This is a genomic window from Actinokineospora guangxiensis (assembly GCF_042657845.1).
Lineage (GTDB): Bacteria > Actinomycetota > Actinomycetes > Mycobacteriales > Pseudonocardiaceae > Actinokineospora > Actinokineospora guangxiensis.
In genome coordinates, this window is record NZ_JBHSKF010000005.1 from 356,988 (window position 1) to 375,632 (window position 18,645).

15 protein-coding genes and 1 riboswitch are annotated in these 18,645 nt (G+C 74.0%); of the genes, 5 read left to right on the forward strand and 10 right to left on the reverse strand.

Annotation, left to right across the window (positions count from 1 at the left end; genetic code table 11):
- Positions 1-423 precede the first annotated feature (423 nt).
- Positions 424-2,157, forward strand: a complete 1,734-nt coding sequence (locus ACFPM7_RS14060) for an HSP90 family protein (RefSeq protein WP_378247860.1) — start codon at positions 424-426, stop codon at positions 2,155-2,157.
- A 1-nt stretch (position 2,158) separates the two neighbouring features.
- On the forward strand, positions 2,159-4,825 hold the full coding sequence (locus ACFPM7_RS14065; protein ID WP_378247862.1) for a hypothetical protein: 2,667 nt from the start codon (positions 2,159-2,161) through the stop codon (positions 4,823-4,825).
- An 18-nt stretch (positions 4,826-4,843) separates the two neighbouring features.
- Here the strand turns inward: ACFPM7_RS14065 and ACFPM7_RS14070 are convergent, their stop codons facing one another.
- From ACFPM7_RS14070 to ACFPM7_RS14115, 10 genes are all read right to left on the reverse strand, one after another.
- Positions 4,844-5,131: a hypothetical protein gene (locus tag ACFPM7_RS14070; RefSeq protein WP_378247864.1), complete on the reverse strand. Its 288-nt coding sequence runs from the start codon at positions 5,129-5,131 to the stop codon at positions 4,844-4,846.
- Positions 5,132-5,189: 58 nt separating this feature from the next.
- Positions 5,190-5,495 (reverse strand): hypothetical protein, encoded by a 306-nt coding sequence (locus tag ACFPM7_RS14075; RefSeq protein WP_378247866.1) that lies wholly within the window; start codon positions 5,493-5,495, stop codon positions 5,190-5,192.
- Between the two features lie 121 nt (positions 5,496-5,616).
- A complete protein-coding gene (locus ACFPM7_RS14080) occupies positions 5,617-6,459 on the reverse strand; it encodes an aldo/keto reductase (RefSeq protein ID WP_378247868.1) in 843 nt (280 codons plus the stop codon).
- 20 nt (positions 6,460-6,479) lie between these two features.
- Positions 6,480-6,839 carry a hypothetical protein gene (locus ACFPM7_RS14085; protein WP_378247870.1) on the reverse strand — a complete coding sequence of 120 codons (360 nt, stop codon included), beginning with the start codon at positions 6,837-6,839 and terminating at the stop codon, positions 6,480-6,482.
- The gene (locus ACFPM7_RS14090) at positions 6,836-9,526 is read right to left on the reverse strand and encodes an FtsK/SpoIIIE domain-containing protein (protein ID WP_378247872.1); all 2,691 of its coding nucleotides are present in this window, start codon (positions 9,524-9,526) and stop codon (positions 6,836-6,838) included. The genes ACFPM7_RS14085 and ACFPM7_RS14090 overlap by 4 nt, the downstream gene beginning before the upstream one ends.
- A complete protein-coding gene (locus ACFPM7_RS14095; RefSeq protein WP_378247874.1) occupies positions 9,527-9,772 on the reverse strand; it encodes a hypothetical protein in 246 nt (81 codons plus the stop codon). It abuts the gene before it with no gap.
- A 114-nt stretch (positions 9,773-9,886) separates the two neighbouring features.
- On the reverse strand, positions 9,887-10,147 hold the full coding sequence (locus ACFPM7_RS14100; protein WP_378247876.1) for a hypothetical protein: 261 nt from the start codon (positions 10,145-10,147) through the stop codon (positions 9,887-9,889).
- Positions 10,148-10,399: 252 nt separating this feature from the next.
- Positions 10,400-11,911 (reverse strand): precorrin-2 C(20)-methyltransferase, encoded by a 1,512-nt coding sequence (locus ACFPM7_RS14105; RefSeq protein WP_378247878.1) that lies wholly within the window; start codon positions 11,909-11,911, stop codon positions 10,400-10,402.
- Positions 11,908-12,528 (reverse strand): precorrin-8X methylmutase, encoded by a 621-nt coding sequence (locus ACFPM7_RS14110; RefSeq protein WP_378247880.1) that lies wholly within the window; start codon positions 12,526-12,528, stop codon positions 11,908-11,910. The genes ACFPM7_RS14105 and ACFPM7_RS14110 overlap by 4 nt, the downstream gene beginning before the upstream one ends.
- Positions 12,525-13,643, reverse strand: coding sequence for a precorrin-3B synthase (locus tag ACFPM7_RS14115; protein WP_378247882.1), 1,119 nt, complete (start codon positions 13,641-13,643; stop codon positions 12,525-12,527). The genes ACFPM7_RS14110 and ACFPM7_RS14115 overlap by 4 nt, the downstream gene beginning before the upstream one ends.
- 41 nt (positions 13,644-13,684) lie before the next feature.
- A riboswitch (cobalamin riboswitch) is annotated at positions 13,685-13,802 on the forward strand.
- A 50-nt stretch (positions 13,803-13,852) separates the two neighbouring features.
- Between ACFPM7_RS14115 and cobN the strand changes: the two genes are divergently transcribed.
- The 3 genes from cobN to ACFPM7_RS14130 all read left to right on the forward strand — a co-directional run bounded on the left by cobN (position 13,853) and on the right by ACFPM7_RS14130 (position 18,583).
- On the forward strand, positions 13,853-17,389 hold the full coding sequence (gene cobN / locus ACFPM7_RS14120) for a cobaltochelatase subunit CobN (protein ID WP_378247884.1): 3,537 nt from the start codon (positions 13,853-13,855) through the stop codon (positions 17,387-17,389).
- A gap of 69 nt (positions 17,390-17,458) precedes the next feature.
- Positions 17,459-17,971 carry a hemerythrin domain-containing protein gene (locus ACFPM7_RS14125; protein WP_378247886.1) on the forward strand — a complete coding sequence of 171 codons (513 nt, stop codon included), beginning with the start codon at positions 17,459-17,461 and terminating at the stop codon, positions 17,969-17,971.
- 39 nt (positions 17,972-18,010) lie between these two features.
- Positions 18,011-18,583, forward strand: coding sequence for a DoxX family protein (locus ACFPM7_RS14130; protein WP_378247888.1), 573 nt, complete (start codon positions 18,011-18,013; stop codon positions 18,581-18,583).
- Positions 18,584-18,645 lie beyond the last annotated feature (62 nt).

Here is an 18,645-nt window from a genome sequence, read left to right on the forward strand (position 1 = left end):
ACGGCGCCCGACCACCACGGCCGAGCCGCCCCGGACCCCGCCGGGTGGCGGACCGGGACAGGGGCGGACGCCACCGCGGTCCGGCCACCAGGGGTGGGCGAGCACCCCGGCCGGACAACCGGCGGGGCCGGGTGAACCTCACGCACCCGGCTCCGCCCCACTCAACAGCCGACTTCGACCCACTCAACAGCCGACTTCGACCCACTCTGCGGTGCGACTCAGCCGGCCACTCGACGGCAGGCCAACGGCCTTGCCCGCTGCGGGCTGGACGGCCCGCTCGACTGACCGTCGACACGAACCCTCCTCAGCTCGATCCCGCGCTCCCATCCCGCTGTCCCATCCCGCTGTCCCATCCCGGTCGAATCGGGCAGAATGCACCGACCCGCCGGGTAGCCGGCGGACAGACATGGGGGCAGTACTTCGGTGAACCGCACTTTCCAGGTCGACCTGCGCGGAGTGGTCGACCTGCTCAGCCATCACCTCTACTCCAGCCCGCGGGTGTACCTGCGCGAGCTGCTGCAGAACGCCGTCGACGCGACCACCGCCCGCGGTGGCTCCGGCGACATCGCGGTGACCGCCGACGGGGCTCGGCTTACCGTGGCCGACAGCGGCATCGGCCTCACCGAGGCGCAGGTGCACGAGTTCCTGGCGACCATCGGTCGCAGTGCCAAGCGCGACGATCTCGGCTTCGCGCGGCACGAGTTCCTCGGCCAGTTCGGCATCGGCCTGCTCTCCGCCTTCGTCGTCGCCGACGAAGTCACCGTGCTGACCCGTGCCGAGGGGGCGCCCGCCGTCGAGTGGGTCGGCCGGGCCGACGGCACCTACCGCATCCGGCCCGGCGAGCGCGCGGGCGTCGGCACGACCGTCACCCTCTCGCCCCTGCCGGGCGCCGAGCAGTGGTTCGCCCCGGCGACGGTCGCCGAGCTGGTCACCGCGTTCGGCGGCATGCTGCCGCACGCCGTCACCGTCAACGGCGTCCAGGCCACCACCGGCGTGCCGTGGGGCCACGCCGACCGCGACCTGCGCAGGGCCGAGCTGACCGGGTTCGCCCAGGACACCCTCGGCTTCACCCCCTTCGACGTCGTCGAGCTGGACGTCCCCGAGGCCGGGCTGACCGGCGTCGCCTACGTCCTGCCGTTCCCGGCGAACCCGGCCGACCGGGCGGGCCACCGCGTCTACCTCAAGCGCATGCTGCTCGCCGAGTCCGCCGAGGGCCTGCTGCCCGACTGGGCGTTCTTCGCCCGCTGCGTCATCGACTCCACCGAGCTGCGGCCCACCGCCAGCCGCGAGGCTCTCTACGCCGACAGCCTGCTGGAGGAGACCAGGGAAGCCCTCGGAAACCAGCTGCGCGGCTGGCTCGTCGGACTCGCGCGCACCGAGCCCGAGCGGCTGAGCCGCTTCCTCGGCATCCACCACCTCGGCGTCAAGGCGCTCGCCCTGCACGACGACGACATGCTCGCCCTGGTCGACCAGTGGTGGCCGATGGAGACCAACGTCGGACGGATGACCACCGCCGACTTCCGCCACCGCCACGGCACCCTGCGCTACACCGCCACCGCCGACGACTTCCGCCAGCTCGCCGGGGTCGCCGCCGCCCAGGACGTCGCGGTGATCAACGGCGGCTACACCTACGACAGCGAGCTCATCGAGCGCATGGCCGTGCTCGGCGCCACCGTCGAGCGGCTGGACCCGACCGAACTGGCCACCCGCTTCGACGCCGTCGACCCGGCCGTCGAGCTGGGGCTGCGGCCGTTCCTGGCCGCCGCGCAGCGGGCGGTCGACCGCCTCGGCTGCGAGGTCGTGCTGCGCTCGTTCGAGCCGGAGTCGCTGGCCGTGCTGTACCTGGTGGACCGCGAGACCGCCTTCCGCGGCGAGCTGCGCGCCACCCGCGAGCGCGCCGACGAGCTGTGGGCGGGTGTGCTCTCCGCCTTCGACAAGCCGACCGACGACCGCCCGCAGCTGGTGCTCAACCACCGCAACGCGCTCGTGCGGCGCGTCTGCGCGCTGCGCGACCCGGCCATGGTCGCCCTCGCCGTCGAGGCCCTGTACGGGCAGGCCCTCCTGCTCGGCTACCACCCGATCCGGCCCGCCGACGCCGCACTGCTCAACCGCTCGTTCCTCGGCCTGCTCGACCAGGCCGTCCCCCAGGAAGGCTGACGTGAACCGCACCGAGGACCAGCTCGGCCAGATGCTCGGCCAGGCATGGGACATGCCCTACGGACGCGGCCAGATCGCCGCCGTGGAGGAGATCATCCGCCACGCCGACGCCCAGGGGCTCGCCCAGATCCAGTACGCCGCCCGCGTCCTGGCCCAGACCGCCTACATCTACGGCGGTGAGCCCGCGAAGGTGTTCGTGCCCTTCGCCTGGTGCCTGTCGGTGCACGACAAGGGCGAGGCCGACCCGCACTACGACAGCTCCCTGCTGTGGAACTTCAAGGCCATCAGCCACGCCCTGCTGAAGTTCCCCGAGGTCCCGCTCGACCGCGTGCTCGCCGTCCTGGACGACATGGAGCGGCGCTACCGGGCCGCGGGCCACACCATGAACCCGGTGCACATGTGCCGGGCCAAGGTCGCCCACCACGTCGGCGACGACGCCCTCGCCGCCGAGCAGTACCGCCTCTGGTGCGCGGCACCGCGCGGGGAGATGGCCGACTGCGCGGGCTGCGAGCCGACAGCCAAGATCGTGTTCCTGACCGAGGACGACCGCGACGACGACGCGATCGCACTGGCCCGCCCGGTGCTGGGCGGGCAGCTCACCTGCCCCGAGCAGCCCGCCTCGATCCTCACCGGCCTGCTGTTCTCCTACGTGCGCACCGGCCGCCTCGCCGAGGCGGCCGACGCCCACCGCACGGCGTACCGGCAGATGCGCGTGCACCGGGCCGACCTGTCCGACATCGCCACCCACGTCGCCTTCTGCGCGCTCACCGGAAACGAGGCCCGCGCGCTCGAACTCCTCACCCGGCACCGGCCCTGGCTGGACGACGCGCCCACCCCGTCGGCGGAGATGTGGTTCGCCGCCTCCGCCGCGCTCGCTCTGCGCCTGGCAGGCGATTCGGAGCACGCCGAGCTGGCCGAGCGCGCCCTGGCCATCGCCGCGCGCTTCGACGCCCGCAACGGCACCACCCGGGTCAGCGGGCGCATCCGCGCGCGGATCGCGGCCGAACCGCTGGTCGAGCACCTGCCGCTGACGGCGGCCCGGCACGTCGAGCGGGCCACCGCCGCCGCGCCCGTCCCGCCGCCGCTGCCCGCGACGCCGGAAGACCTCGTCGCGCACGCCCGGGACCGCTCCAGGCTGCACGACATCGCAGGCGCCGACGCCGCGTGGGCGCGCTTCGACGAACTGCTGCCCGAGCCGACCGGCGACCTCCTGGCCATGCGCCTGGACGTGCGGGCGATCCACGCCGCGCGGGCGAAGGACTTCGAGTCCGCCCAAGCCTTGTGGGCCGAGGCGATCGCGCTCCACGAGGCCGAGGGCGACCTCGTCCGCGTCAACCAGACGCGCTTGCGGCTGGGCACGGTGCTGTGCCTCAGCGGCCGCCCCGACGAGGGCCGCGCGCTCATCGCGCAGGGCTCCGAGGACGTGCCCGGCGCCGACGACGAGCAGCGCTGCACCACCCTGGTGCGCCTGGCCCACGCCCACGCCTCGGCCCACCAGCACGACGAGGCCGTGACCGCCGCCCGCCGCGCCCACGAGCTGGCCGAGGGGGCCGAGGGGGTCGCTGTGGCGCTGCGGGCCGACATCGCGCTCTCCTGCGCCGAGATGGTCGCGCCGGTCGACCTCGCCGAGGGCCGCCGGGCCGCCGAACTCGCGGTCGAGCTGTTCACCCCGCTGGACGCGCCGAACGCGGTGGCCTCCGCCGAACTGGTCTTGGCCCGCGTCCGCGCCACCGAGGGCGACCTGCAGGCCGGGCTCGACACCCTGGCGACCACGGCGACCGACCCGTCGCTGCGGGCCAGGGTCGCGCTCCTGCGCGGAGCCCTCAGCGCCGACGTGGGCGACGCCGCGGCCGCCGCGGACGCCTACGGCGAGGCGTCGGCGATCTTCGCCGCCGAGGGCATGTCGGAAGCCGCCGCGTACGCCGCCGTCGACTACGCGGGCGCGTGCGTCGAGGCCGACCGCCCCGACCGCGCCGCCGACGCGGCCGAAGAGGCGATCCCGGTGCTGGAGCGCCTGGAGGACGAGCAGAACGCGGTGCGCGCCAAGTACGTGCTCGCCCTGGCCCACCGCGACCTCGCCCAGCCCGACCACGCCCTGCCGCTGCTCGCCGAGGTCGCCGCGTTCTACCGGGCCCACGAGATCTGGCCCGCCCTCGGCCAGGCCCTCGGCGTCAGCGCCGACCTCCTCGACCAGCTCGACCGCGACGCCGACGCGGCCGCCGCCTACGAGGACGCCGCCACCGCCTTCACCCACGCCGAAGAGATCGAACGCGCCCTGCACAACCGCCGCCGCGCCGCCCTCTCCTGGCACTGGGCGAACGACCCCCGCTCCCTGACCGCCCTCACCGCCGCCGAGTCCTACCCCGTCGACCCCGAAGTCCCCGGCGTCCACTGGGAACTGGCCATGCTCGGCTACGACGGCGCCCGAATCCTCGCCGCGGCGACCCGCGCCCCCGAAGCCCTCGCCCGGGCCGAATCCGCCATCACCCACTTCACCGCCATCGACGAACCCCAGCTGGCCGCCATGGCCACCACCCTCAGGGGCCGCCTCCTCCTCGACCTGGGCCGCCCGGCCGAGGCCAAGCAGTCCCTGGAATCCGCCCTGATCACCCTGCCCGAGGACCACCCGCAGCGCGAAGAGGTCCGGTCCCTCCTGGGAACCCTCTGACCCCGGGGTGATCGGACGTCAGGGGACTCCCGCTTCGGTCCAAGCGCGGGCCAGGACCTCCTCGACGGTCTGCTCGGGGGTCTGCCCGGAGGTGTCGAGCCACAGGCCGATGCGAGGTGTCTCGGTGCGCGGCCCCTTGCCGAGCACCGAGCGGGGGAGGCGTTCGGCGAGGAGTCGGGCGACGGTGGACTTGCCCGCGGCCCGGATTCCGGTGATCAGGACGATGGCCTGCTCGGGGTGGCGGTCATCGCCGCTGTCCTCCCGCGGGTGTCGAGGCGGGGCGACCGGCCCTCGCCGCCACGTCATCGAAACGGGTTCGGCCGGTGCCGTGGTCGGCAGGGGCGGTGCTCCCGGTGGGCTGGACTCACCCGCTGCGCGGCCCCGACACCGCACGGTGCAGCATCCCCGCGGCCGTCACCAGGTGGTCGAGCCCGGCCCGCCGCAGCAGGTCCTCGTCCGCGCCGCGGGCCAGCACCCGCAGGTCCCGCCGCTCCGCGCACAGCCGCACCGCTGAGGCCAGCGTCTCCAGCACGAACGGCGTGAGCGCGGCGACCCCGGTCAGGTCCACCACCACCATCGCCGCCCTGGCCCGCGACAGGCACGCCGCCGTCACCAGGTCGGCCCAGGCCCGCGCGTCGGTGTCGGACATGTCGCCGGCCGCTGTCACCACCAGGGCGTAGCCGAGTCTGCGGACACTGAGCCGGGTGCTCGTCTCTGCCCACGTCCGCCTACCCCGCTGCGCGCTCATACCCCCGAGACCCCCGAGGGCCCGGAAAGGTTGCCGCCAGGATCTAGGACACAGCCGAGTCCAGGGCCGCGATCTGATCAGCGCTCAGCTCCAGCGCGGCGGCGCGCGCCGAGTCGGCGATGCTCGCCGGCCGCGACGAGCCCGGGATCGGCAGGACGACCGGCGACTTCGCCAGCATCCAGGCAAGGCACACCTGCTGCGGGCTCACCCCCAGCTCCGACCCCACCGCCGCGAACGCGCCGCCCAGGTCACCGGCGGCGCTGATGCCGCCCAGCGGGCTCCACGGCAGGAACGCGATCCCCAGCTCGTCGCACAGCTCCAGCTCGGGCAGGCTCGACTGGAAGGTGGGGGAGAACTGGTTCTGCACCGCCGCCAGCCGCCCGCCGAGCAGGTCGTTGGCCATCGTGATCTCGCTCGGGCTGAAGTTCGACACGCCCGCCATGCGGATCTTGCCCTCGTCCAGCAGCTCGGCCAGCGCCCCCACCGACTCCTCGACCGGCACCGCGGGGTCCGGCCGGTGGAACTGGTACAGGCCGATCGCCTCGACCCCCAGCCTGCGCAGCGACGCCTCGCACGCCGACTTCAGGTACCCGCGGCTGCCGTCCAGGCCCCAGCCGCCGCCGGAGGTCCTGGTGTGGCCGCCCTTGGTGGCGATCAGGACGTCCTCGCCCTTGGCGGCCTCGGTGATCAGCTCCTCGTTGTGGCCGAAGTCGGTCTCGTCCAGGGAGTACGCGTCCGCGGTGTCGATCAGCGTGATGCCCGCGTCGAGCGCGGCGCGCACCGTGGCGATCGCCCGGTCGCGGTCGGGCCTGCCCTCGACCGAGAGCGGCATCCCGCCGAGACCGATGGCGCTGACCTGCGTGTTCCCCAACTCCCGCTGCTGCATACCGCCGATCGTGCCAGGGATCAGGGGAGTTTGCGCGGCCATATCGCCCGGCGCAGCGCGGCCCGGAACGCCGTGGTCGCCGGGGTGATCTCGCGCAGGTGGCTGTTGAGCTTGCGCGGGTCGGCGGACAGGTCGGCCGAGGGCGGGGCCAGGTCGAGCCAGTCCACGCCCGCCAGCCCGCGGGTCTCCTGCGACCACCAGCCGGTGACCTCGGCCAGCACGTCGGCCTCCCGCTTGCCCGCCTCGGTCACCTCCTTGGACAGCTCGCGCAGCCGCTCGCCCAGCTCCAGCGCGCGCCGCCGCTCGTGCTCGGCGTGCGCCTGCGCGGCGGTGTGCGCGGTGCCCATGAGCCGCTTGTACTCGATCACCGGGTCGGTCATGCCGGGTCCTCCGGCTTCAGCGGGGTGATGGCGGTGGCGGTGTCGAACGGGATCAGCACGTCGGGGTGCGAGTGCGTGGTGCGGTCGAAGAAGATGGCCCGCTGCGGGCGCGGCGACCAGTCCACGACCTGACCGGCGGCCAGCGTCGTCAGCTCGCTGCCCTGCACGTCCAGGGCCACCCACGCCCCGATGTCGTCGAAGCCGCCGAAGCCCATCGTGTCCTTGAGCCTGGCCACACCCCGCCACCAGCCCAGCACGTGCACCTGGTGCGCGGGCCCGTCGCGCAGCAGCGCGCGCAGCCGGTCCAGGCCGCTGGTCATCGCGGGCGGCTCCTTCTTCTCCAGCCACCGGTGCGCCGCGTCGACCGCCGGGAACACCACGTACCTCGGCTTGTCCCCGGAGGACGGCGTCAGCTCGGCGATGGACTCGTCGGTGCGCAGGTCGACCGGGAAGCCCAGCTTCTCCAGCCGCGCGGCCAGCTCCCGCACCCGCGACTCCAGCGCGGGCACCGGGCACCACAGGCTGAAGTCGCATCCACCGGGCTCGTGCGAGCGCGCCAGCGACAGCGCCGCGCTCTCCAGCACCGCCATCGCGTCGGCGGTCGCGGTCCCCAGCACCGCCAGGTTGCGGCCCGGCGCGGCCTCCAGGCGCAGCGTCGCCGCCCGGTCGTTGACGTCGATGACCTGCCCGAGCAGCGGACCCGACGGGTTGGCGTAGTCGGCCGCGGCGATCAGGTCGGGCTGGTGGGCGCCGTCGAAGAGGCGGGGCGGGTTCGAGTTCAGCTGCGCCCACAGCGCGCGTTGCAGGTCGTCGAAGGTGCCCCGGCTGGAGGCGTCGGGCACGTGCGCGGTGATGTTGCCGTGGGCGACCCCGGAGTCGTGGTTGACCACCACGTGCCAGCGCGGCAGCGACATCGCCGCCAGGTTCTCCTCGGCCAGCACCCGCCGCGCCTTGGGCATCGCGATGCGCAGCGTGCACTGCTCGAACACCGCGGGCTTGCCCCAGAACGCCTCGATGCCGCCGATGTCCTGGCTCGCCAGCACCAGGTGGATGCCCTGCGAGCGCCCGCGCCGCGCCACGTCCTCCAGCAGCGCCGCGGCCTGCATGGTGATCCGGTCGCGCCCGGCGAAGAGCGCCTGGAACTCATCGATCACCGCGACGATCCTCGGCCACCGGCCCTGCGGGTCGGCCTCGCGCAGCTCGGCCAGCTTGGTCACCTCGTGGCGCTTGGCCGCGGTGGCGCGGCGGGCCAGCTCGGCGGTGAGGAAGCGCAGCAGCGCCAGCCCGAACTCGCGGTCGGTGTTGACGTTCACCCCGACCAGGCGCGCCTGCGGCAGGTAGCTGATGTCCTTGCGGCCCGGCGTCAGCCCGGCGAAGGACACGCCCTCCTTGAAGTCGAGCAGGTACAGCTCCAGCTCGTCGGGGGAGTAGCGGGAGGCGAGCCCGCCCAGCAGCGCGTAGAGCAGGTTCGTCTTGCCCGACCCGCTCGGACCCGCGATGAGCGCGTGCGGGGTCGCGTCGCCCAGCACGACGTCGACCGGCTCGCCCTCGGCGAAGCCGATCGGGGTGCGCAGCTCGTCGCGCGCGGAGTGCGTCGGCTCCGACAGCAGGTCGGCGAAACCGCGCGGGCCGCCGCGGAACTCGTGCACGCGCTCGTGCACGGCGGTCGCCAGCGCGGTGACGTCCACCGCGGGCAGCGGCGGGTCCGGGCGCACCAGCACCCCGGGTCCGGTCATGGAGGACTTCGCCACGTCCGGCTCGGTGAAGGTGATCGTTTCCAGTGGACTGTTGACCGACACCGGCACGTCCACCAGCACCAGGTGCACGCCCGCGTCCGGCCCGGTGCGCGCGACCCGGCTCAGCTCGCGGGAGATCTCGTCGGGCAGCCGCTCGCCGTTGCCGAAGAGCACCGCCACCCGCCACGGGTCGCCCGGGCGGTGCGCGGCCCTGCGGCCCTCGCGCAGCGCGGCGTCGTGCGCGCGCCGGATGTGCCCGGCGAGGGTGGAGAGCAGGTCGCCGAGCAGTGTCGCGTCGTGCACCGTCAGCAGGCGCTCGGCGGTCAGCGGGTGCAGGTTCGGCAGCGGGCCGGTCAGGTGGCCGATGTCCCAGATGTGCACGCGCAGCTGACCCGGCGCCAGGGTCGCCAGCATCCGCGCCAGCAGCGTCTCCACGACCGAGTCGGCCGCCGCCCGGCCGCCGGGCGCGGAGTTGACGCGCAGGTGCCCCGCGCCCAGCAGCGGCACGGCGAGCGGGAACTCCTCGGCCGAGTGCTCCACCGCGGCCCGTCCGACCCGCCACAGCCGCGGCGTCGGACCGCCCGCGCCGGGGTAGGCCAGCCAGCGGTGGCCCTCGGCGCCCGCGGCGCCGGGCGCGGCCTCGGCGACCAGCCGCCGCAGCGCGGGCAGCCCGTCGCGGTTCCAGTCGCCGTAGCTGGCGTCGCGCTCGGCCTCCAGCCCGCGCCACACCTCGCAGAGCCGGGCGTCGGCGCGGACCTTCGCCATCAGCTCGGGCGAGCGCGCCGCCGCGCCGAGTCCCATGGTCTGCACCGACCGCTCGAACTCCGCTGCCGCCCGGTCGGCCTCGGCGCGCAGCTTGGCCGCCGATGCCGCCCCCATCGCCCGGCTCAGGACTGTCCGCAGGCCTGCTATGGCCGCGTTCGCGCGCTGCTTGCGGTCGGGCTTGCCCATCTAGAGCCTCATCATGTAATCGGCGACCAGCTCCCGGGCCCCGGCCGCCAGCTCGGCGGCCTTGGTCAGCTCGGCGATGGCCAGGTCCAGCTCGGCCGGGTACCAGCCTGCCCCGTCGGGGGACAGCCGGGTCAGGATGGCGCGGGCCGCGGTCAGCTCCCGCAGCGCCGTGTCCGTGCTGGCCGCCGCCGCGTGCAGGGTCGCGGTCACCCGGCCGAGCGCGGCCACGTACTCGTGGATGCTCATGCGCACCGCCTTCCGCGCCTCGTCACCGCAACATAGCGCCGTCGCGCGCCGGAAGCGACACGGCTGCTCCAAGCGGACGAATCGGGCCTGTGTGGACGGATCTGTCCTTAGAGGTCAGATCTGGGCGTTCCAGGTCTCCATCGCGTTGATCGAAGCCTGAGCGCTGCCCTGGATGTCGGTCAGCCCCTGCAGGGCCTGGGCGAGCATGCCGAGCGCCTGCGGCGCCTCCGGCCGGGAGGTGCCCTGAGAGGCGTTCGCCAGCAGCGTCCGCGCCTCGTCCCACTGCATCGCCGCGTGGGTGAGCGCCTGGATGCCCGCTTGGACCTTCTCCGTGGCCGCGGCGACGCCGGCCTTGGATTCCTCGATACCCGCCATGTCCGGTAAAGCTACTGGGCTTGATCGCGACTGGAGCACCAGGGTGCTCCAGTCGGGTGACGACCGTGCCAGTAGGATTGTTGATTGTTCATCACTTCGTAGGACGCCCGTAACGCTTGGCGCGAGGGGGTGAATCCGTCGGGTGATCAGGCGGGCCGTGGTTGGTCCGGCTGTGTGAACGGGCGGTGAACGCAGCGCAGCGGACCGGCCTCGCGCCGGGCCCGCGGTCGGCTGGTCGGGTGATCCGTGCTCTCATCCCGGTTCTTGTTCGCCGATTCGCCCGTATGAGCGCGGAGTGAGCACCGCCTGGCCGCCACCCGGACGGTCGACGGCGCGCGTGTGCGAGCTGCCGATGATCAGCAGGCAGCGCATGTCGACCGTCGCCGGGTCGAGGTCGGCCAGCGTGGTGATCCGCACGGCCTCCTCGGGCCCGCCGACGTCGCGGCCGACGACGACCGGGGTGTCGGGGGAGCGATGGCGCAGCAGGATCTCCCGCGCCTCGGCCAGCTGCCACGTGCGCGACTTGGAAGCCGGGTTGTAGACGGCTATGGCGAAGTCGGCCCGCGCGGCGGCGTCCAGGCGCCCGGTGATCACCTCCCACGGCTTGAGGCGGTCGGAGAGCGAGATCGTGCAGTAGTCGTGCCCGAGCGGCGCCCCGGCCTTGGCGGCCACGGCGTGCGCCGCGGTGACCCCGGGCAGCACGCGGATGGGCACATCGCGCCAGAGCGGGTCGTCGGCGACCTCCAGCACGGCGGTCGCCATGGCGAACACGCCGGGGTCGCCGGAGGAGACGACGGCGACGCGGTGGCCGCGCTTGGCGAGGTCGAGGGCGAAGGCGGCGCGCTCGGCCTCGACCTGGTTGTCGGTGAGGTGGCGGTGCTGGCGGGGGTTGGCCGGGACGCGGTTGAGGTAGGTGGTGTAGCCGACGAGGTGATCGGCGGTGGCGAGCGCGTCCTGTGCCTCGGGGGTGAGCCACGGCCGACCCGCGGGCCCGAGCCCGACGACGACGACCTCGCCCACGCTGCCGAGCGGGGACGTCTCGGCAACTCCCTGCTCCGAAGGCAGGAGTGCGAGCGAGAAGTAGGGCACCGAGTCCGGGTCTACTTCGGACAAGGGGAGTGTGCGCGCGGTCTCCCACGTCGCTCGCTCGACGTACAACGCGCGGTCCAGCTTGCCCGCCCTGGCGAAGGCTTCGCGGACCTTCGGGAAGGTGCGGCCCAGTTTGAGGACGGCGGCGGAGTCCGTGCTGGACAGGCGATCCGCGAGCGCGTCCTCCGACAGGGTGCCCGGCAGGATGGTCAGCACCTCCTCGCCTTCCACCAGCGGTCTGCGCAGGACCGCCGACGCGGCGCTGACGGAGGTGACGCCGGGGATGACCTCGGTGGGGTAGCGCTCGCACAGGCGCTTGTGCATGTGCATGTAGGAGCCGTAGAACATCGGGTCGCCCTCGGCGAGGATGACGACGTCGCGGCCCGCGTCCAGGTGGGTGGCCAGGCGGGCGGCGCTGGCGGTGTAGAAGTCGGCCATGGCGCCCGCGTAGCCGCCGGGGTGGTCGGTGGTCTCGACGGTCAGCGGGTAGACCAGCTGCTCCTCGATCTGGCCGGCGCGCAGGTACGGGGCCGCGACGCCGCGGGCGATGGAGCGGCCGTGGCGGGCCGAGTGGTAGGCGATGACCTCGGCGGCGGTGATGATGCGGGCCGCCTTGACCGTCACCAGTTCCGGGTCGCCGGGGCCCAGGCCGACGCCGTAGAGGGTGCCGGTCATTCGGCGTCGCTCGCGAGCGCGTTGAGGGCGGCGGCGGTCATGGCGCTGCCGCCGCGGCGGCCGCGCACGACGATGTGCGGTAGTCCGGATTCCACCAGTGCCTCCTTCGACTCGGCCGCACCGATGAAGCCCACCGGGATGCCGACCACGGCCGCGGGCGTCCCCGCGCCCGCCGCCACCATCTCCAACAACCGGAACAGCGCCGTCGGCGCGTTGCCCACGGCCACGACCGCGCCCGCCAGCCGCGGCCGCCACAGCTCCAGCGCCGCCGCGCTGCGCGTCGTGCGCAGCTCGGCCGCCAGGCCCGGCACGGCGGGGTCCGACAGCGCGCAGACGACCTCGTTGTCGGCGGGCAGGCGCTTGCGGGTCACCCCGGAGGCCACCATGTGCGCGTCGCAGAGGATCGGCGCCCCCGCGTCGAGCGCCGCCCGCGCGGCGGACACGACCCCGTCGGAGTACGCCACATCGGGCACGAGGTCGACCATCCCGCACGCGTGGATCATGCGCACCACCACGCGCGCGACGTCCTCCGGCAGACCGGACAGATCGGCCTCGGCGCGGATGGTGGCGAACGACCGCCGGTAGATCTCGGCGCCGTCGCGGATGTAGTCGATCACTTGTGCTCCCGCCTCATCGCGGCGGCCACCCCGACCGCCTCGTCGCCGGGCACCACCCGGCCGCCGACCTCGTAGCCGCCCTCGACGGCCACGACGTCGACCACGTCCCCCGCGGGCCGCCCGCACCGGCGCGCGCACCCCGCGAAGTGCACCGGCCGCCCCGGGCGCGACACCCGCAGCGCGTCCGCGCGCACATCGGCCAGCGACTTCGCGCAGCCTGGCCGCCCCGTGCACGCGGTGACCCCGATGCCGGGCGCGTCCGCGTCGACCACCAGCCCGACCTCGACCAGCGCCTCCAGACGACCCCCGGGCACGACCACCCCGCGCCACGGCGTGATCACCACCTCCGGCCAGCTCGCCAGCACCGCCAGCTGCGCCTCGTCCAAACGGCCCAGCGGCACCGCCGCCCCCACCGCGCCGTCCAGGCGCCCCAGCGGCCCCCGCGCGGGCGGCACACCGAGCGGCACCCGCGCGTCCGAGACGCCCAGCCCGCCCGCGATCGAGGCGACGCGCGGACCCAGCTCGGCGATCCGCCACTGCCCGTCGCGTACCGCCAGGAACGCCCGAGCCGCCGCCACCAGCGCCGCGACCGCGTCCCCGGGCGCGACCCGCACCCCGTGGTCCACCCCGCCGAGCAGCACCGCCACCCGCCCGCCGACCGGCAGCGCCGCGACATCGGCGCCCAGCCACGCCACGTCCCCCGCCCCCGAGTCGAGCGCGAACAGGAACCGGCCCGGCAGTGCGGCCAGCCCGGGGTCCGCGCAGAGCGCCGCGTCCAGAGAGCGCGCGGGCCCGGCGGGTCCCAGCGGCGAGGACATGATGTTGCGCACTTTCTCGTGGGAGACCGACGGCAGCAGCCCGGCCGAGGCCAGTCGCGCCCCCAGCTCCGCGGGCCCGTCCGCCCCCAGCCCCCGGATCTGCGCGTTGCCCCGCGAGGTCAGCTCCAGCCCGCCCGAACCCAGCTCCGCCGACGCCGCCGCGAGCACCCTGAGCTGCGCGGACGTCACCCGGCCGCCGGGCAGCCGGACCCGCGCCAAGCCGCCGTCGGCGGCTTGGTGCACGTCGAGCGCGCCGGGGCAGGCATCGACGCCCGTGCGGCGGTTCTTCTGGGGCACGAACCGAATATAGGGTGACCGCGACGAGGCGACGGCGACGGAGGAAGCCGGTGTGAATCCGGCGCGGTCCCGCCACTGTCACCGGGGAGCGACCCCCTGCCCGACGGCCACCGAGAGGGAAGGCCACGGGGGGAGCGGTGATCCGGGAGCCAGGACACTCCCGCCGTCGCGTCCCACGGACCCGGGGCGAGGACCCCAGGAAGGGCGCCATGATCCTGCTGCTGTCCACCTCGGACACCGATCTGCTCTCCGCCCGCGCGTCCGGCGCGGACTACCGCCTCGGCAACCCCGCCCGCCTCTCCGCGGGCGACCTGCCGCCGCTGCTCGACGGGGTCGACCTCGTCGTCGTCCGGCTCCTCGGCGGGCGCCGCGCCTGGGAAGAGGGACTCGACGCCCTGCTGGCCGGACAGGCGCCCGTCGTCGTGCTCGGCGGCGAGCAGGCCCCCGACGCCGAGCTGATGCAGTGCTCCACCGCCCCCGGCGGCGTCGTCGCCGAGGCGCACCGCTACCTCGCCGGCGGCGGCAAGGACAACCTCCGTGAGCTGCACCACTTCCTGTCCGACACGCTGCTGCTGACCGGGACCGGCTTCGCCCCGCCGGTCGAGCTGCCCGCCTGGGGCAGGCTGGAGCGCGCCGAGGGCGCCGGGCCGCGCGTGGGCGTGCTGTTCTACCGGGCCCACCAGCTCGCCGGGAACACCGCCTTCATCGACGTGCTGTGCGACGCCGTGCAGGAACGCGGCGGCACCCCTGTCCCGGTGTTCTGCGCTTCGCTGCGCACCGCCCCGGCCGAACTGCTGGAACTGCTCGGCACCGTCGACGCCCTCGTCGTCACCGTCCTGGCCGCGGGCGGCACCCGCCCGGCCGACGCCTCGGCAGGCGGCGACGACGACGCCTGGGACGTCGGCGCGCTCGCCGCCCTGGACATCCCGATCCTGCAGGCGCTGTGCCTGACCAGCGACCGCGCCACCTGGGAGGGCAGCGACGACGGCCTGTCCCCGCTGGACACCGCCACCCAGGTCGCCGTGCCGGAGTTCGACGGCCGCATCATCACCGTCCCGTTCTCCTTCAAGGAACAGGACGAAGACGGCCTTTCGGTCTACGTCGCCGACCCCGAGCGGGCCCGTCGCGTCGCCGGGATCGCCGTCGCGCACGCCCGGCTCCGGCACATCCCGCCCGCCGAGAAGAAGATCGCCATCGTGCTGTCGGCCTACCCGACGAAGCACTCCCGCCTCGGCAACGCAGTGGGCCTGGACTCGCCCGCCAGCGCCGTGCGCCTGCTCAGGGCGCTCGGCGAAGCAGGCTACGACACCGGCGAGCTGCCCGGCGTCGCCAGCCAGGACGGCGACGCCCTCATCCACGCCCTGATCGACGCGGGCGGCCTGGACCCCGACTGGCTCAGCGCCGACGACCTCAAGGGCAACCCGATCCGCATCTCCGCCGACAGCTACCGCGCGCACTTCGACACCCTGCCCGCCGAGCTGCGCGACAGCATGACCGAGCACTGGGGCGAGGCCCCCGGCGAGCTGTTCGTCGATCAGGGCGACATCGTCCTGGCGGCCCTGCGCGGCGGCAACGTCGTGGTCATCGTGCAGCCCCCGCGCGGCTTCGGCGAGAACCCCGTCGCGATCTACCACGACCCCGACCTGCCGCCCAGCCACCACTACCTGGCCGCCTACCGGTGGATCGCCGCCGACTTCGGCGCGCACGCCGTCATCCACCTCGGCAAGCACGGCAACCTGGAGTGGCTGCCCGGCAAGAACCTCGGCATGTCCGCCGCCTGCGGACCCGACGCCGCCCTCGGCGACCTGCCGCTGATCTACCCGTTCCTGGTCAACGACCCCGGCGAGGGCACCCAGGCCAAGCGCCGCGCCCACGCCACCCTGGTCGACCACCTCGTGCCGCCCATGGCCCGCGCCGAGTCCTACGGCGACATCGCCCGCCTGGAGCAGCTGCTGGACGAGTACTCCTCGATCGCGGCGATGGACCCGGCCAAGCTGCCCGCCATCCGCGCCCAGATCTGGACCCTCATCCAGGCCGCCAAGCTCGACCACGACCTCGGCCTGGCCGACCGCCCGCACGACGCCGAGTTCGACGACTTCCTCCTGCACGTCGACGGCTGGCTCTGCGAGATCAAGGACGTGCAGATCCGCGACGGCCTGCACGTGCTCGGCGAGCCGCCCGCGGGGGAGGGCCGGGTCAACCTGGTCACCGCGATGCTGTCGGCGCGCCAGATGTGGGCAGGCCAGGTCGCGGCGCTGCCCGGCCTGCGCGAGGCCCTCGGGCTGGTCGACGGAGCCGACCGCACCACCACCGACGCCATCGACGAGCAGGCCCGCGGCCTGGTCCGCGCCATGGACCAGCGCGGCTGGGACCCGGCCGCCGCCGCCGAACTCGCCCCCAACCCCGACGTCGCCCGCGTGCTCGCCTTCGGCGCGGCCGAGGTCGTGCCCCGCCTGGAGCGCACCACCGACGAGATCGGCAACATCCTGCACGCCCTCGGCGGCGGCTACGTCCCCGCGGGCCCCAGCGGCTCCCCGCTGCGCGGCCTGGTCAACGTGCTGCCCACCGGCCGCAACTTCTACTCCGTCGACCCCAAGGCCATCCCCAGCCGCCTGGCCTGGGAAACCGGCTCGGCCATGGCCGACTCGCTGCTGCAGCGCTACCGCGCCGACACCGGCGAATGGCCGCGCTCGGTGGGCCTGTCGGTGTGGGGCACCTCGGCGATGCGCACCTCGGGCGACGACATCGCCGAAGTGCTCGCGCTGCTGGGCGTGCGCCCGGTGTGGGACCCGGCGTCGCGGCGCGTCAGCGGACTGGAGGTCGTGCCGCTCGCTGAGCTGGGCCGCCCGCGCGTGGACGTCACCGTCCGCATCTCCGGCTTCTTCCGCGACGCCTTCCCGCACGTCGTCTACCTGCTCGACGACGCGGTGCGCATGGTCGCTGCCCTGGACGAACCGGATGAGGACAACTACGTCCGCGCCCACGTGAAGGCCGACGAGACCGACGAGCGCCGCGCCACCACCCGCATCTTCGGCTCCAAGCCCGGCGCCTACGGGGCGGGCCTGCTGCCGCTGATCGACAGCCACAACTGGCGCGACGACCGCGACCTCGCCGAGGTCTACGCCGTGTGGGGCGGCTTCGCCTACGGCCGCGACCTCGACGGGTGCGCCGCGCGCGAGGACATGGAGTCGGCCTACCGGCGCATCGCGGTCGCGGCGAAGAACGTCGACACCCGCGAGCACGACATCATCGATTCCGACGACTACTTCCAGTACCACGGCGGCATGATCGCCACGGTGCGCGCGCTCACCGGAAAGGCCCCCGCCGCCTACATCGGCGACAGCACGCGCCCGGAGTCCGTGCGCACCCGCTCCCTGGTCGAGGAGACCAACCGGGTGTTCCGCTCCCGCGTGGCCAACCCCCGCTGGATCGAGGCCATGCGCAGGCACGGCTACAAGGGCGCCTTCGAGCTGGCGGCCACCGTCGACTACCTGTTCGGCTACGACGCCACCACCAACGTCGTCCCCGACTGGATGTACGACACCCTCGCCCAGACGTACGCCCTGGACGAGACCAACCGCAAGTTCTTCGCCGAGTCCAACCCGTGGGCCCTGCACGGCATCGCCGAACGCCTGCTGGAGGCCGCCGACCGGGGCCTGTGGGCCGAGCCCGACCAGGCCACCCTGGCCGCCCTGCGCACCCTCTACCTGGAAGTGGAAGGCGACATCGAGGCCGGTTCGGAGTAGCGCCCGGCGGTTGGTTCGGGTCCGGTCGGGGTAATACCCGGCCGAGACCCGAACCGGAGAGAGCCGAGCATGACCACCACCACGAACGACGTTATCCAGCTGATCCTGGACGACCACCGGCGCTTCGAGGACCTGTTCAGGACGCTGCGCGACCGCTCATCCGACCGCCGCAAGGCGCTGGACGAACTGGCCCACCTGCTCGTCGGGCACGCCGAGGCCGAGGAGTCCAAGGTCTACCCGGCGCTGCGCCGCTACAAGCAGGTCGACGACCACGAGGTCGAGCACGGCGCCGAGGAGCACGCCGAGGGCAACATCGCGCTGCTGGCCCTCATGGAGGTCGAGGACACCGAATCCGACGAGTGGGAGGGGAAGCTGGAGGAGCTGGTCTCCGCCATCAACCACCACCTGGACGAGGAGGAGCGCACGATCCTCAACGACGCGCGCGAGACCGTCAGCGACGAGCGCCGCGCCGAGCTGGGCGAGGAGTTCGTCACCGAGCGCGACGCGCGCATCGACGCGGGCTGTGGGACGGTCGAGTACGTCCGGGAACTCGTGGAGCGGACCAAGGACCGGGTCGACTAGAAACCGGGCGACCAGGACAAGGACGAGGAGGACGGACCGATGATCCTGCGCAGGGTCGCCCGCCCCATGCTGGCGGGCATCTTCATCTGGGGCGGCGTGCAGGCGCTGCGCTCGCCGGAGGCGCACGCCGAGGCCGCCAAGCCGATGCTCGACCAGCTCAGGGGCACGGCGGGCGACAAGATCCCCGACAGCGTCCCGACCGACGCGGTGACCCTGGTGAAGATCGACGGCGCGGTGAAGGTCGTCGCCGGTCTGCTCTTCGCCACCAACCGCCTGCCGCGCCTGGCGTCGCTGGCCCTGAGCGGCAGCCTGGTGCCCACCACGCTCGCCGCGCACCAGTTCTGGGCCGAGAAGGACCCCGCCCAGCGCACCCAGCAGCTCATCCACTTCCTGAAGAACGCGGGCCTGCTCGGCGGGCTGCTGCTGGCCACCGCCGACACCGAGGGCAAGCCGTCGCTGGGCTGGCGGGCCAAGCGCGCGGGCAAGCAGCTCAAGTCGCAGGCCCACGACCTCGGCGAGTGGGCGCAGGACACCGGCGAGACCGTCGGCGAGGCCGTGACCGCCGCCCCGCACAAGGCGCGCAAAGCGCTCTCCGGCCTGACGTCACGCTGACGCGCTGAGGCACGCGTCACCCGGACAGGCGACTGCCCCCGTATAGGTTGGGGGCAGTCCGC